13 protein-coding genes and 3 pseudogenes are annotated in these 13,806 nt (G+C 41.3%); 7 read left to right on the top strand and 9 right to left on the bottom strand.

Annotation, left to right across the window (positions count from 1 at the left end; translation table 11 throughout):
* Nucleotides 1-435: 435 nt before the first annotated feature.
* Nucleotides 436-765 (bottom strand): annotated as a pseudogene (locus ACJAT7_RS09275) (tryptophan--tRNA ligase); the annotation flags it as partial.
* On the opposite strand from ACJAT7_RS09275, the gene ACJAT7_RS09270 reads away from it, so the two are divergent.
* Together ACJAT7_RS09270 and ACJAT7_RS09265 are read left to right on the top strand one after the other, a co-directional pair.
* The gene (locus ACJAT7_RS09270; protein WP_415226519.1) at nt 754-924 is read left to right on the top strand and encodes a hypothetical protein; all 171 of its coding nucleotides are present in this window, start codon (nt 754-756) and stop codon (nt 922-924) included. The pseudogene ACJAT7_RS09275 and the gene ACJAT7_RS09270 sit on opposite strands and share 12 nt — an antisense overlap.
* Nucleotides 925-974: 50 nt before the next feature.
* Nucleotides 975-1,499 carry a phosphoribosyltransferase gene (locus ACJAT7_RS09265; RefSeq protein ID WP_415226518.1) on the top strand — a complete coding sequence of 175 codons (525 nt, stop codon included), beginning with the start codon at nt 975-977 and terminating at the stop codon, nt 1,497-1,499.
* Between the two features lie 798 nt (nt 1,500-2,297).
* On the opposite strand, the gene trxC is transcribed toward ACJAT7_RS09265, so the two are convergent.
* The 7 genes from trxC to ACJAT7_RS09230 form a co-directional block, all read right to left on the bottom strand.
* Nucleotides 2,298-2,732 carry a thioredoxin TrxC gene (trxC, locus tag ACJAT7_RS09260; protein ID WP_415226517.1) on the bottom strand — a complete coding sequence of 145 codons (435 nt, stop codon included), beginning with the start codon at nt 2,730-2,732 and terminating at the stop codon, nt 2,298-2,300.
* Between the two features lie 160 nt (nt 2,733-2,892).
* Nucleotides 2,893-3,825 (bottom strand): signal peptidase I, encoded by a 933-nt coding sequence (gene lepB / locus ACJAT7_RS09255; protein ID WP_415226516.1) that lies wholly within the window; start codon nt 3,823-3,825, stop codon nt 2,893-2,895.
* A gap of 529 nt (nt 3,826-4,354) precedes the next feature.
* The gene (locus tag ACJAT7_RS09250; protein WP_415226515.1) at nt 4,355-4,903 is read right to left on the bottom strand and encodes a thioredoxin family protein; all 549 of its coding nucleotides are present in this window, start codon (nt 4,901-4,903) and stop codon (nt 4,355-4,357) included.
* Nucleotides 4,904-5,109: 206 nt separating this feature from the next.
* Complete coding sequence (locus tag ACJAT7_RS09245) at nt 5,110-5,400, bottom strand: putative quinol monooxygenase (RefSeq protein WP_415226514.1); 291 nt, start codon at nt 5,398-5,400, stop codon at nt 5,110-5,112.
* Nucleotides 5,401-5,466: 66 nt separating this feature from the next.
* The gene (locus tag ACJAT7_RS09240; protein WP_415226513.1) at nt 5,467-6,273 is read right to left on the bottom strand and encodes an L-dopachrome tautomerase-related protein; all 807 of its coding nucleotides are present in this window, start codon (nt 6,271-6,273) and stop codon (nt 5,467-5,469) included.
* Nucleotides 6,274-6,278: 5 nt separating this feature from the next.
* Complete coding sequence (locus ACJAT7_RS09235; RefSeq protein ID WP_415226512.1) at nt 6,279-6,512, bottom strand: hypothetical protein; 234 nt, start codon at nt 6,510-6,512, stop codon at nt 6,279-6,281.
* An 86-nt stretch (nt 6,513-6,598) separates the two neighbouring features.
* Nucleotides 6,599-7,624, bottom strand: coding sequence for a zinc-binding alcohol dehydrogenase family protein (locus tag ACJAT7_RS09230; RefSeq protein ID WP_415226511.1), 1,026 nt, complete (start codon nt 7,622-7,624; stop codon nt 6,599-6,601).
* A 114-nt stretch (nt 7,625-7,738) separates the two neighbouring features.
* Here ACJAT7_RS09230 and ACJAT7_RS09225 point away from each other — a divergent pair, with 114 nt between their 5' ends.
* On the top strand, nt 7,739-8,674 hold the full coding sequence (locus ACJAT7_RS09225; protein WP_415226510.1) for a LysR family transcriptional regulator: 936 nt from the start codon (nt 7,739-7,741) through the stop codon (nt 8,672-8,674).
* A 181-nt stretch (nt 8,675-8,855) separates the two neighbouring features.
* Here ACJAT7_RS09225 and ACJAT7_RS09220 read toward each other — a convergent pair whose 3' ends face one another.
* Nucleotides 8,856-9,380 (bottom strand): cysteine hydrolase family protein, encoded by a 525-nt coding sequence (locus tag ACJAT7_RS09220; RefSeq protein WP_415226509.1) that lies wholly within the window; start codon nt 9,378-9,380, stop codon nt 8,856-8,858.
* A 126-nt stretch (nt 9,381-9,506) separates the two neighbouring features.
* On the opposite strand from ACJAT7_RS09220, the gene ACJAT7_RS09215 reads away from it, so the two are divergent.
* The 4 genes and pseudogenes from ACJAT7_RS09215 to ACJAT7_RS09200 all read left to right on the top strand — a co-directional run.
* Complete coding sequence (locus ACJAT7_RS09215) at nt 9,507-10,433, top strand: GlxA family transcriptional regulator (protein ID WP_415226508.1); 927 nt, start codon at nt 9,507-9,509, stop codon at nt 10,431-10,433.
* Nucleotides 10,434-10,932: 499 nt separating this feature from the next.
* Nucleotides 10,933-13,089: a catalase/peroxidase HPI gene (katG, locus tag ACJAT7_RS09210; RefSeq protein ID WP_415226507.1), complete on the top strand. Its 2,157-nt coding sequence runs from the start codon at nt 10,933-10,935 to the stop codon at nt 13,087-13,089.
* A 278-nt stretch (nt 13,090-13,367) separates the two neighbouring features.
* Nucleotides 13,368-13,578, top strand: a pseudogene (gene tnpA, locus ACJAT7_RS09205) (IS200/IS605 family transposase).
* A gap of 10 nt (nt 13,579-13,588) precedes the next feature.
* Nucleotides 13,589-13,762, top strand: a pseudogene (locus ACJAT7_RS09200) (transposase); the annotation flags it as partial.
* Nucleotides 13,763-13,806: the final 44 nt, after the last annotated feature.

Raw genomic sequence — 13,806 nt, 5'->3', positions numbered from 1 at the left:
ATACGAGAATATGCTTTATTTTTTTATTCATGGCCTGTTCCGGTTTTGTGATTAATAATAAATGCTTTAGTTAAAGCGATTGGAAGTTAGTATAGAAAAAAAATATAGGCTAAAAATGAAGATGAATAAAAATATAACCAATTGTATTTATTGATATTTTAATAAATAAAAGTAAATTGTGTGGAAATTGTGTGGTATTAGCTCTGAGGGTACTGTCAACTTAACAACAGCCATGCCGTTTAGTTTTGCCACCGTTTTACTCTTAGCTTTCGAGATATCGATGAATTGCTGCATAAAGTACGGCTCAAGCTATTGTAAGCAGATAAAGTGCTAGATACAAAAAAGGCTACTAGTCAATAGCGTTCAACCGTTGAATCTAACCGCTGTTATGGTCAACGCAGATATGCATCCCCCCTTTCAATAACACTATTACAGCTAAAACAAACTCAGGCCAAACGCATTTTTAACACTGTTTAGAACCTGATTGGATTCTTGTTGCGATTTTTCACTGCCATTCTTAAGAATTTCGATTAACTGCGCTTTATCTGATATAAATGATTTTCTACGTTGCCTAATCGGTTTAAGAGTCTCCTGCAAACACTCTTCGATAATCTTTTTTAGTGTTCCATCACCTAAACCGCCTTGCTGGTATCGCGCCTTTAATTCGCTAATATAAGCAGTATCACAATGGAATGCATCCAAATAGGTAAAAACAACATTACCTTCAATTTTACCGGGATCTTCAATTCGCAAATGACCATCATCGGGCTATCAATGGCTTGTGCTTATGCAGGTACTACATTAATGCCGCCACTGATAGGATTAATAGCAACATCAACCTCATTTATGATGCTACCTTTGACATTGTTATTATTCACTGCGCTGATGTTGTTCACCACACAAAAATTAAAACAATTAGGTTAAATTATTTTATTAATACGATTTTTTAGACGCTATATAACGGAGAGATTTTTATGAATACTCAACATATCGGTAACTTGGTATTAAGCCAACAGCAGATTCAACAAGGTGTTGAAAAGGTAGCAAAAATTCTTAACCAGAAATATCAAAATGAAGAGGTTGTTGTCATTACCATTGTTCCCGGTGGGATTTTATTTACTGCCGATCTGGTTAGAAAACTTACGTTTGATATCAATATGGACTATATTTCTTGCCCGCATACGCCAGGAGACAGTACTAACAATTCATCGATTATTTTCCACCAGAATATAGATATCAAAGGAAAGCACGTCATTCTAATAGACGATGCAATTGAATCGGGCGGAACTATGAAGCGTTTAGCTGCATTTATCTCTGACGACTTTGCAGTTAAGTCACTTTCAATCGCGACCTTATTTGTAAAACCGAATCGGGTCGATATCCCGGTCACACAACACTACGCTTATCAGATGGATAATGATGATTTACTGGTCGGTTACGGATTACCATGGGAAAATAAATTTAGAAATGTGTCGTATATATCGAAACTTCTTAAGTGATAGACCAAAGACTTACAAAACGAAAAACGACTAAATTAACTTGGGCACTACGACACACGCTTGCGGGAAAAAGCCATCATCCAAATTCTTTCTTGGCCTTGGACGATATGCAATTAAGTTGAGATCTCCTGCTCCGCTGGTTAAAGTGGATTATGTTATTGTCGGAAGCCTGTTGTTGGCTTGGTTCAGCTTGTCTAGACAGGCTCTTTATTCTCCTTCTAAAGGAATAACAATCGGATCTGATTCACACAAAGAATACCATCTCGGCCATCAGATTAAAGAAATCAAAAACGAATTAAGATTTCTCGGATTTGAGTCGTTCTGACCTTTAACAAAATGGAATCAGTGTTCCATGCGCTTTAATCAATGACTACAAAGAGTTGGGTTGCAGAACAGCTTAAGGTTTTTGTAGCATTGGCGAGCTGACGTCTCATGCATTTCCGCATAACCATGCACTTCAAATATTCTGCTTAAAAATAATTTTTTGCGCGCTATTGGGAGAAAACGAGCATAAACGAAGTGTTTTCAACTGATAAACGAGCAAAAGTTCTAAGGCGCTTTGCCGCCTTAGGAAGCTAACTCGCTAACAAAAGACGGACACCTCATCTATTTTATCTTCGTCAAGTTTCGGTCACTATTATTCAGGGATAGTTAAGCAATGGGAAAAATTAGAATTAGATTTAACCCAATACAACTCATTGCTTAGGAAAACGAAAGCATCATTAATTTATGCGCAGACGAAGAACCTTAGAGTAATTAAATTATTACTTGGAATTCTTTTGGGCGGTTAGGATCGGCTTACTTTTTTAGTGCCTTATCTAGCCATTCATCAAATTGACGTTTCGAAAGCGCTCCACTTAACATATCGACTTTCTGGCCATTTTTAAACATCATAATCGTCGGAATACTGCGAATTTTATACTGAGCGCCAAGCATCTGGTTTGCTTCGGTATCTATCTTCACAAACCTTACCGCTCCTTTTCTCTCCTGAGCGACCTTTTTAAAGACAGGGGCGAAACCTGTACATGGCTGACACCATGGCGCCCAAAAATCGATAACAACAGGCTTATCACTGAAAAGAATAGCATCCAGATTATTATCTGTGCCCTCTATCGGCATTCCGTCAAAAAGAGCAGCCTTACATTTTCCACATGTTGGTGAATCAGAGACCTTAGCTTGCGGAACACGATTCATTGCAGAGCATGAAGGACAACGGGTATTAAATGATGACATTGATTACCTCACAGAAAATTAACAAAATTAAATTAGAAAACACTAATGTAACATAGAAAAAAGGCAAGAGATCCATACCATATGCCCTGTTAATGATTAAATTAAAGGTAAATATAACCAGTACGGTTTTTTAAACGTTTCAGCTCAGTAATTTTCATTACTATTTGATCCCCGCGATACGTTCTAAACGTAAGGCGCTCGGTATCCAGGTCGGTAAGAAACCGTTCGCATCCCGATAAAACTCAAAACTTATCCACGTAGCTACGGCTTTACCCACTAAGTTTTGTTCTGGAACAAAACCCCAAAAGCGGCTGTCTTCACTATCATCACGGTTGTCCCCCATCATAAAGTAATGACCTTTGGGCACAACCCATTCATACTTATAGGTTGCTATATCTTTCTGCTGGTAATATTCTCCAACCTGCTCAGGCGCTCCCGGATTAATCAATATTTGATGCACCGTTTCCCCTAAAATTTCACTGTAGACTTTCTGCATGCCTTTTGCTTTTGATCTTGCATCGCTAAAGGTTTTATCTTCTAAAAAATTGGTATCCAGTTTTTTGTAAGATCCGCATTGTGCTTTATCGCAGTTTGGAATTAAATACAGTTCTTTGTCTTTATAAACAATACGATCACCGGGAAGTCCAATCACCCGTTTAATATAGTCCACACGAATGTCTTCAGGGTATTTAAAAACGGCAACATCACCACGCTCAGGTTTCCCCATCGCAATTAAGGTATTCTGCCAGACCGGCTCCTTCACGCCGTAGCCATATTTTTCCACGAGAATAAAATCACCTGTCAGCAGGGTCGGCATCATCGAACCCGACGGGATCAGGAAAGGTTCATATAAAAATGAACGCAGTACAAATACTACGGCTATCACTGGAAACAGAGAGCGTGCATTTTCTATCAGCACATTCTCAGAATAGATATTACTCACTGTTTTTTCATCAAGGGGCTCAGTTGCCTGCGCCTGCGCTTCCCGATGTGCTTTTTTACGCAATGGGGCCCATCTTATTTTATCAATGACCCAGACAATGCCAGTGACAAAGGTTGAAATCACTAAAATTAACGCAAATGTATTTGCCATTATTAAATCCTATTCAATGGTCGGTAACTCAGATTAACTTAGTAGACAGCAAAAAGTTGATTTTGTTTCCTATCGTATTAATTAATATGACTTTTAATTTCTATCTTCCTTACTATGAATTATTATAAAAAAAGCAGGATAGCCATACATTTTGTCAGCAAACAGATAATTCAAAATTGTAATATCCACGTTGATGATTGAATGGCTTTCTAAATTGTTTTGCCCGTAGCGAACTGGCGATATTTTAATACGATAAATATCGTCTAAATTTTCCCTGCATTTGTGAATTTAAGGCGAGAAGCCCGCCGCATTCAGATATAGTCTGATTTCAGCGACTTTAATAAAATTCCTCGGAGAACCTGACTGATCTTATAAAAGTTGTAAAAGACATACAAAAAAACAGCTGTAAGCTATTTACAATTCTATTTACCATTATTGATGTTGATCTCTTCTAAAGATAAAAAAGTTCATCGTTCAGTCCATTATCGTTACCCCGAGTAAAGACCCTATACAGGTCTTTTAATCATCCTTACACTCGCCATTTTATTGAGCAGCCAATGCTGGGAGTTTGCCGTTTCGGACCGTGACCGGTTTTTGCAATCAAACGCATGGCATTGATAAGTTCAGGCACCCGATTTTCTACATCCCCCATGCGGGCATCGTCAAGTCTTCCACGATACTGAAGTTCACCTTTGCTGTTAAACCCAAAAAAATCAGGCGTACATACCGCGCCATACTGCTTTCCAATGGACTGGTCCTGATCCACCAAATAAGGGAAAGTAAAGTCCTGTTCTTTAGCAAATAGCTTCATGTTCTCCGGCGAATCGGCCGCTACATATTCATAATCGTTGGACATAATTGCCAGCACATTAATACCTTCTGCCATCAGCAACTTTGTATCTTCTGCCAGCTGCAGGCCAATACGCTGGACATACGGGCAATGGTTGCAGATAAAGACAATTAATAACCCTTTCTCTCCCATCTGTTCACTCATGGTGAATGTTTCGCCGTAGGCATCTTTTAATGTAAAATCCGGGGCTTTCCAGCCAAAATCACAAATTGGTGTATCCAGTAGCATAATTAAAATCCTATTTTTCGGTGATAAAAAAACGACCGTCATGAGCTGATAAACGCCGTTAAGCGTATATTAAGAACTGTTCTTAAAGCTTATTTATGTTGTCGTCTCTTTTAAATGTAATTCACTCTGAGATCTGATTTAAAGAGTATGGGATATCGAGGCTAAATCTGCTGAGGTATCCCACTTTAAAACGATAATTAATATTATCAGGCTATTTTAGTCATCTCATTAACGGTGAACAAAGCAAGCGCACCTTCAGTGTTGGCCACGAAGTCCTGCAAGTGTTTTCCGTCCATGTGTGTCTGCCAAAGTTCACGCGTTTCCCATTTTTCATAAAAGACAAAGTGAGCTGGATTTACATTATCCTGATGCAAATCGTAATTGATGCATCCTGTTTCAGCAAGGGTGATATCGATGAGCTTTAAAAGCTCGGTTTTTATCAAATCAATTTTATCTTCTTTAGCAATAATGTTTGCAACAATAGTTAATCTAGTCATTTCTTATTTCCTTGCTACCGTTAATCTTAAGTTAAAATGTGTTTTCTCAGATACTAAGACAATAAGTTACTCAGGTAATTTAATGCGTAAAATATGATAAGGTTTTGTACCCTGTGCCTCACCTTCATTGAGTGGCGCGGTAAGGTGTAACTGGTTTTGTGTGATGTATAACCAGCCGTTATCAATAGCAAATCCATCGGGCCATGAAAGCAGTGTCTTATCTTGAGCTAATACTGAATATCCCGCTTTATTTACCACCCCTACCGCTGAGTTTTCAATGTCGCCAGTATAAATATTGCCTTTATCATCGATAACAATGCCATCGGACGGACGTTTTTGTCCAAATAATTCAATACTTGCTGCGAGTTTTTTATCCGTGGCATGATCGTCGGCCAGCACACTGGTCGGAATACGGAATAAGTCACTGCCATTAACAGTGCCAAAGTAAACCCAGTTGTTTTGACTATCGATAGCGATTGGATTTAACCCTAAATAGATCGCCTCAATTTTGCCATCTTCGCGTTTGGCACCCAGTAATGAGCCATCAATAATCACATCATGGGTTGGTGGCATCAATTTAGTGTTTGCTTCAAGCACACGTCGAGAGTGACCGGTTTCTAAATCAACGACCACAAAAGCAGGTTTTGTTGCGCCAGCAAGATTACCCAAGGTTGTATCGGCAATGTAAATCTTGTTCCTCTGTTCATCAATCGCAAAATCTTGCAGGAAAGAGTTAGCAAGCAAAACATTTTTTTCAATGGGAATAATTTTAAATAAGCTGTTTTTAATAATATCCCAGCCAACGAGTTTAGCCGGACTGGTTGCGCTGCCCATATCTAATATCCAGGTTATCCCCTCTTGGGTTGTGTGCACGCCAATTACGGCAGCAAAGCCGACTTCCCCTTTCTCTGGGCCATCAGCTCAACGACCCGCAATTCTGGGCCATCTAAAGGTTGCAGTGAAAGGATCATCCGGCCATTAGGTGTGATGGTTATATTACCTGGGCGGGTATTAGTTATCTCTGCGACCACTTCAATATCGCTGGTTGCGGCTGTCGCTGCGTTAAAAGATAACAAAATAGATAATGCTAATAAGGTTTTTGCGATTTTCATAAATACTTCTCTTTCGTTGTTTGGGTTAACAGCTATTGTGTTAACCCTTTTTTAAAAAAATTGTTTAAACACCGAGCTCAATTCCCTTAGAAACCTTGTAAAACAATCTTGCCGATTGAACGACCTGTTTCTAAAGATTGGTGAGCAGCGCGAAGATTCTCAGCATTAATCGTTCCTAGGTTTTGACCCAGCGTAGTTTGGACATAACCCTGGTCAATTAAATCTGCTACGCGGTTTAGCAAGCGACCCTGTTCATCCATATCTGCGGCCTTAAACATTGAGCGTGCAAACATGAACTCCCAATGCAGTGAAAGACTCTTCATTTTCAGTTTGGTGATATCCAACGCCTGCGGATCATCAATCATGGCTATCTTGCCAAAGGGAGCCAATAGTTCCGTATAACTTTCAAAATAACTATCGGTGCTGTTTAAGCTGGTAACATGTGTTACTGAGCCAATACCTAATGCTTCTATCTGTGGTTGCAGCGGTTTGCTATGGTCAACAACATGATCCGCGCCTAATTTTTTAACCCAAGCTACAGAGCTGCTCCGTGATGCCGTGGCGATAACGGTGGCACCGGTGATAGCTTTAGCCAACTGAACTAAAATAGAGCCAACACCACCCGCCGCCCCCACAACCAAAATCACTTCTTCAGAGGTTTCTTTTGAGTCAGCTCCCTGCTGCTTAATAGCCAGATGTTCAAACAATATTTCCCAAGCAGTGATCGCCGTTAGCGGCAGTGCTGCAGCTTCAGCATCAGACAAACTTTTTGGTTTGCTGCCAACAATACGTTCGTCAACAAGTTGATATTCAGCGTTACAACCCTGACGGGTAATATCACCGGCATAATAGACAATATCCCCCGGGTTGAAGTGTGTGGCATTTTCGCCGGTCGCAACTACTTCACCAACAGCATCCCAACCAATCACTTTGTATTCGCCCTCTGCTGGGGGCATATTTAAACGCACTTTGTAATCCGCCGGATTAACTGCAATCGCCTTGATCTTAATAAGTAAGTCGCGTCCGGTTGCAATAGGCTGAGGCAGCTCGATGTCGGTTAAAGATGCGATGTCTGTAATAGGTAATGATTTAGTATATCCAATAGCTTTCATAATATTTTTCCCGTTAATGTTGTGCTGAATGTTTGATGGAAAGAATAATAGCCCTTGTTTTATCTTGTTTAAACAGCATAATGATTGAAACATTATCAAAAAATATTGGACAATATGTTATTAGAAGACCTGCAAGTCATCCTTAAGGTGGCAGAATTTCGCAGCATTACCGCTGCAGCAGCGAGTTTGGATATGCGCACCGCAACGGCCAGTGCCGCACTTAAGCGAGCAGAAAAAATCTTAGGCACGGATCTGTTTATTCGAACAACCAGGCACCTTCGTCTTTCCAGTGCGGGTGAAAAGTATATCCCCCTGTGCGAGCAAGCCTTGCAGATGTTGGATCAAGCCAAGCAAAATATGAAAGGTGAACTGGATATCATTGATGGTGACATGCGGATCGCGCTGTCATCTGACTTAGGCCGAAACCTGGTTATTCCCTGGCTTGATGAATTTATGGAAAGTTATCCAAAAATCAGCTTACGGGCGAATATCAGTGATCATAATATTGATTTTTATCGAGATTCTGTGGATCTTGCGCTCCGCTATGGTTCACCCAATAATGCAAATATTTATGGGTTTAAGATCTGTAACGTGCCACGCCTACTTTGCGCAACACAGGAATACCTTGATAAAAACGGCACCCCCAAACACCCCCATGACTTAGCATCACACAACGGACTTTTTTATCAGCTGCAAGATATCACTCACGATGTTTGGGATTTTTCGCAGAAGGAAGCAACATTTAAAATCAAGATGAAGGGTAACCGGGTTTCCAATGATGGAGATTTGGTACGACGTTGGTGCGTTGCCGGTAAGGGGCTGGCGGTGAAATCTGCCCTTGATATGTCCAATGATCTGTTATCGGGAAATGTTATCAGCCTGCTGTCCGAGTTCAGCCCCACAGCAACTGAACTATGGCTTATATTTCCGAGCAGACAATCGATCACCCCCGCGGCTCGATTACTCCGGGATATGTTGAAAGAAAAAAGCACACGTATTTTAAAGCAACTGATTGAAAAAGGAATTGTAGACGATAGTATTCTTACCTAGAAATTGGAAAGTTTTTAAGGATTTATCGAAGATCCATTTTGCAATTTAAGAATAACTAAGCACAGAATTGTCTGCTTTAATTTAATGATACCTGTACGAATATCATAATAACGGGGAAAAGCCTATCATAGCCTGTTGCTTATGGCAGAAAGGCAGTGAAAGGCAGTACACCCAAATCTTTTTAAGCAAATGCTTGTTCTGTTGTTTGTAAATTCACACGAGTTGAAACTGCGTTAAGGGCAATATTGTGGATCATTTGATCCACGGTTGCACAACAGTCCATCACAATCGCCACATCATATTTTTCAGCCGCCTTTGAAATTGCGGTGTGCGTTACGCAGTTTTGCGTCATCATGCCGGTGATCAGTAACTCGGTTATTTTATGTTTTTGTAATACTTGCTCCAAATTAGTTTGCTCAAAACTATCGGCATAACTTTTCTCAACGATATCGGCATTGCCTGCTGCGTTTAAAATAGTCGGATGGATCTGCACGCCTAAACTTCCCTTATTGAAAAATGGCGCAATCCCTTTGGCTGCATCAGCAATGTGCTGAATAAGAATAATGGGTATCTTTTGTTGATCAGCTTTATCTATGGCAATTTCAATATTACTCAAAATTTGCGCCGTATTGTGTAAAGGAAATTTTCCTTGTGGGAAATAGTCGTTTTGTAAATCAATAATTAATAATGCTTTTTGGCTCATCATAATCTTTCCATCCTTGTTTGTAAGTGTTGTCTGCTAACTGATAAGCACAGTATATGGCTTGTTTAACCGCTTTATGAGAGTCATAATTGACAATATTGAGGTCAAAAATGACAGGTTTATAGAAATATGCAAAATATTAAAATAGCGATTATTGATTATCCTCATTGCTTAAAATCTGCGCTATATGGTTTTTTTGAAGTTTTCAATTTAGCGAATAAAATTTGTACTGAACAAGGATTGTTATATCAATTTTCGCCTCAAATTTTAGACTGTAGTGAAAAGACAGATTTTTCTGGAAATGCATTTAATCTGATTTTATTGCCACCGAGTAACCACAGTGAATTTTACTTAAACCCGTCAAAGCATTTAATACGCGGCTTATTACAACAGCATTATAAAGGCGCTAATATCTGCTCTGCTTGTGCAGGTACATTTATTCTTGCTGCAACGGGATTATTGAAGAATAAACAAGCGACAACCCATTGGGGGTTAGAAGCCCTCTTTCGCAACAAATATCCCGAAGTACAGTTGAATATCGATAAAATATTAATTAATCAAGGCGATATTATTACTGCCGGAGGCATGATGTCTTGGCTGGATTTGGGGCTAGAGGTGATTTGTAAATATACTCAGCCAAGTGTGGTACGTAGCTTAGGTAAATATTTGGTAATAGATACAGGGCAACGTGAACAACGTTTTTATCGACAATTTACACCGATTTTAAATCATGGTGATGCACTTATTTTATCGATTCAACATAGGCTTAAAGAAACCTTTCATTTGCCCCAAACCATTGCTGAGATAGCCAAACAAAACTGTTTAACTGAGCGTACTTTTCTGCGCCGTTTTGTTAGAACGACCCAACTTAAACCTAAACAATATATTCAACATCTGCGCATCCAAAAGGCCTGTGACTTATTAGAGTCGACTAACTTGTCATTTGAACTCATTGCAAATCAAGTGGGCTATGAAGACAGTGGAGCCTGCAGAAAAGTGTTTGTTCGTACTATCGGTTTAACGCCCAGTGAATTTAGAATACGTTTTGTTGAATAGTTAATTGGCCATAAATTTGCTTTTAACACCGTGTAATTGAAGAACTGTTATGAAGGATTGCGCTGTAATTCATATCCACAGAAAAATATATTTTATAGATAAAAGTCAATCACCTTGTGCCTGTTTTTGCCTCACAAATCTAAGTCGAATTGACCCCAAGCGACTTACAAAACAAAAAAAGAGACCAAATTAACTTGGTCGCTGCTACGCTCTATTTCGGAATTAACGAGCGTAAATTTTCAGCTTTTGTTTGTTGTTATCAATGATCTATCAGCAGGTTAAAAAATCAACCAGAGACATTCTTTATTAGCGCAGTCGCTCATTGCAAAAATAAGGCATTTGTAAAGTTGCAATTTTTCTCTAAATCTATCTTTTCACTGGAATTTTGAGCGTTTTACACTATTTTTTATAAGTATTGTAAATGCGAGATTGCCCTGACGCATTAATGCCGACCAAAATCTTTAGCTAATAGCAAAATAAATGATCAGGAGAGAAACCTATGTCTGGAAACAAATGTCCGGTGATGCACGGTGGAGCCACAGAGAGCAGTATGTCAAACATGGCGTGGTGGCCTAAAGCGCTTAACCTCGATATTCTCCATCAACATGATAACAAAACCAATCCGATGGGAGCGGACTTCAACTATCGTGAAGCGGTCAAGAAACTCGACGTTGCCTCACTTAAAAAAGATCTGCACGCACTGATGACACAAAGCCAGGAGTGGTGGCCGGCAGACTGGGGCCATTATGGCGGTCTGATGATCCGCATGTCCTGGCATGCGGCCGGTACCTATCGTATTGCTGACGGTCGAGGCGGAGCCGCCACCGGCAATCAGCGCTTTGCGCCACTCAACTCCTGGCCGGATAACGTGAATCTGGATAAGGCTCGGCGTCTGCTCTGGCCAATCAAGAAAAAATACGGCAATAAGCTCAGCTGGGCTGATTTGATTGCTTATGCGGGCACTATCGCTTATGAATCCATGGGCTTAAAAACCTTTGGTTTTGCCTTTGGACGGGAAGATATCTGGCATCCGGAAAAGGATATCTACTGGGGTTCAGAGAAAGAATGGCTTGCTCCTAGCGATAACCCTGACAGTCGCTATTCGGGTGAGCGGGATTTAGAAAACCCGCTGGCCGCTGTAATGATGGGATTGATCTACGTCAACCCTGAAGGTGTGGACGGTAATCCGGATCCACTCAAGACGGCCCATGATGTGCGCATAACCTTTGCCCGCATGGCCATGAACGATGAAGAGACCGTCGCCCTTACAGCTGGCGGACACACTGTGGGCAAATGCCACGGTAACGGTGATGCTGCGCTGCTCGGCCCTGAACCTGAGGCCGCTGATATCGAAGAGCAGGGATTAGGCTGGATCAATAAGAGCAAACGTGGCGTTGGCCGCGATACAGTATCCAGCGGAATTGAAGGCGCATGGACAACTCACCCGACCAAGTGGGATAACGGCTATTTTCAACTACTGCTCAATTATGAGTGGGAACTTAAAAAGAGTCCGGCCGGCGCGTGGCAGTGGGAACCTGTCAATATTAAGGAAGAAGACAAGCCTGTCGATGTTGAAGACGCCACGATTAGCCATAACCCTATCATGACCGATGCCGACATGGCCATGAAGATGGACCCTGAGTATCGGAAAATATCAGAGCGGTTCTACAATGATCCCTCATACTTCTCCGAAGTGTTTGCACGGGCATGGTTCAAATTGACCCATCGTGATTTGGGGCCGAAGGCCGGTTACATTGGCCCTGATGTGCCGCAAGAAGAGCTGATCTGGCAAGACCCGATTCCTACAGGGCGTAGCGACTACGATATTCAATCAGTGAAAAACCAAATTGTTGCCAGTGGCTTGAGCATCAGCGAAATGATCGCGACAGCCTGGGACAGTGCAAGAACCTTCCGTGGCTCAGACAAACGTGGTGGCACTAATGGTGCACGTATCCGTCTGGCACCGCAGCGGGACTGGGCAGGTAACGAGCCGGCACGTCTGAATAAAGTGCTGGCTGTGCTTGAACCTATTGCGGTCAAGAGCGGCGCAAGCGTGGCAGATGTGATCGTGCTCGCTGGTAACGTCGCTGTCGAACAGGCCATCAAGGCCGCTGGTTTTGCTGCTGGCGTTCCCTTCTCACCCGGGCGCGGGGACGCAACAGCCGATATGACTGATCTTGACTCCTTTGACGTGCTGGAGCCTATCCATGATGGTTACCGCAACTGGCTTAAGAGGGACTATATCGTTAGCGCGGAAGAGTTGATGCTTGATCGTACGCAACTGATGGGATTAACCGCCCACGAGATGATTGTACTGGTTGGCGGCATGCGCGTGCTTGGCAGCAATCATGGTGGCACACTTCACGGGGTTTTCACCGATAGTGTAGGTGCACTGACCAACCACTTCTTCGTGAACTTGACAGATATGAACTACGTGTGGAATCCAACAGGCAACAACCTCTATGAAATTCGCGAACGCAAAACTGGCAAGATCAAGTGGACGGCGACACGGATTGATCTGGTAATCGGTTCCAATTCTATCCTTCGTTCCTATGCAGAAGTCTACGCTCAGGATGACAACAAAGAGAAGTTCGTACTGGATTTCGTTAGCGCATGGACCAAGGTGATGAATGCCAACCGTTTCGATCTAGGCTGAACCTGACTCATATCCCCGCGCCGTTAACGCTTCGGCGCAGGGATATTTAAATATTACTAATCTTGCAAGCTTTTGTCATTTCCCCAATATAAAAAGTCATTAATGTGGTGAGTTATCGTTGATTCATCTATGCGTAAGCCTTTTGCAATAATTACTACTTCCCAACACTCTGAACGTAATAAAACAGCTTTATAGGTGATTGAGGTGTGAGTCCGATAGGTAGTATCCGATTGCATTTTGGTTTTGCCTGAGTATTTATTGAAAATTAAAAGCACGTTATAGGGTATTGCCAATATCGTCTTATTTGGGTGCCTAAATATAGATATAGAATATTAACAGATGCCCTTACTAACGAGGTTTATAGATGTATCCAAATATTTTGCGACGGTTAGGTTTGCTATTATAGGAGTAAACGTACAGCCGGATCATGTTCATTTGTTGGTAAAGGTACCACCTAAAAGAGCGATATCAGACGTCTTGGTGCAGTAAAAGGCATACTGCGTTCCGAATATTTAAACAATTTGCTAATTTAAGAATGAAGCCTTACTGGGACAATAGTTTTTGGGCAAAAGAATATTGCGTTGATACCGTTGGAATGGATGCCGAAATGGTCAGGAAACATGTGAAATATCAAGAAAAGCTTGAAAAGCAACAAGAACAATTACAGTTTTAGTGATTAATTGGGTATAACTGCTTGCCTTATAAGAAGGTGTATCT

The sequence above is a fragment of the Psychromonas sp. genome (assembly GCF_047632995.1).
In the GTDB taxonomy this organism is placed as follows: domain Bacteria; phylum Pseudomonadota; class Gammaproteobacteria; order Enterobacterales; family Psychromonadaceae; genus Psychromonas.
The sequence above is the reverse complement of the archived record's forward strand: the minus strand, read 5'-3'. Positions and strand labels throughout refer to the sequence as shown.

What these genes read in the sequence shown, in the direction of transcription:
- ACJAT7_RS09270 (WP_415226519.1), top strand. Translation starts at nt 754, where the DNA reads ATGACCATCATCGGGCTATCAATGGCTTGTGCTTATGCAGGTACTACA.
- ACJAT7_RS09265 (WP_415226518.1), top strand. Translation starts at nt 975, where the DNA reads ATGAATACTCAACATATCGGTAACTTGGTATTAAGCCAACAGCAGATT.
- trxC (WP_415226517.1), bottom strand. Translation starts at nt 2,732, where the DNA reads ATGTCATCATTTAATACCCGTTGTCCTTCATGCTCTGCAATGAATCGT.
- lepB (WP_415226516.1), bottom strand. Translation starts at nt 3,825, where the DNA reads ATGGCAAATACATTTGCGTTAATTTTAGTGATTTCAACCTTTGTCACT.
- ACJAT7_RS09250 (WP_415226515.1), bottom strand. Translation starts at nt 4,903, where the DNA reads ATGCTACTGGATACACCAATTTGTGATTTTGGCTGGAAAGCCCCGGAT.
- ACJAT7_RS09245 (WP_415226514.1), bottom strand. Translation starts at nt 5,400, where the DNA reads ATGACTAGATTAACTATTGTTGCAAACATTATTGCTAAAGAAGATAAA.
- ACJAT7_RS09235 (WP_415226512.1), bottom strand. Translation starts at nt 6,512, where the DNA reads ATGAAAATCGCAAAAACCTTATTAGCATTATCTATTTTGTTATCTTTT.
- ACJAT7_RS09230 (WP_415226511.1), bottom strand. Translation starts at nt 7,624, where the DNA reads ATGAAAGCTATTGGATATACTAAATCATTACCTATTACAGACATCGCA.
- ACJAT7_RS09225 (WP_415226510.1), top strand. Translation starts at nt 7,739, where the DNA reads ATGTTATTAGAAGACCTGCAAGTCATCCTTAAGGTGGCAGAATTTCGC.
- ACJAT7_RS09220 (WP_415226509.1), bottom strand. Translation starts at nt 9,380, where the DNA reads ATGATGAGCCAAAAAGCATTATTAATTATTGATTTACAAAACGACTAT.
- ACJAT7_RS09215 (WP_415226508.1), top strand. Translation starts at nt 9,507, where the DNA reads ATGCAAAATATTAAAATAGCGATTATTGATTATCCTCATTGCTTAAAA.
- katG (WP_415226507.1), top strand. Translation starts at nt 10,933, where the DNA reads ATGTCTGGAAACAAATGTCCGGTGATGCACGGTGGAGCCACAGAGAGC.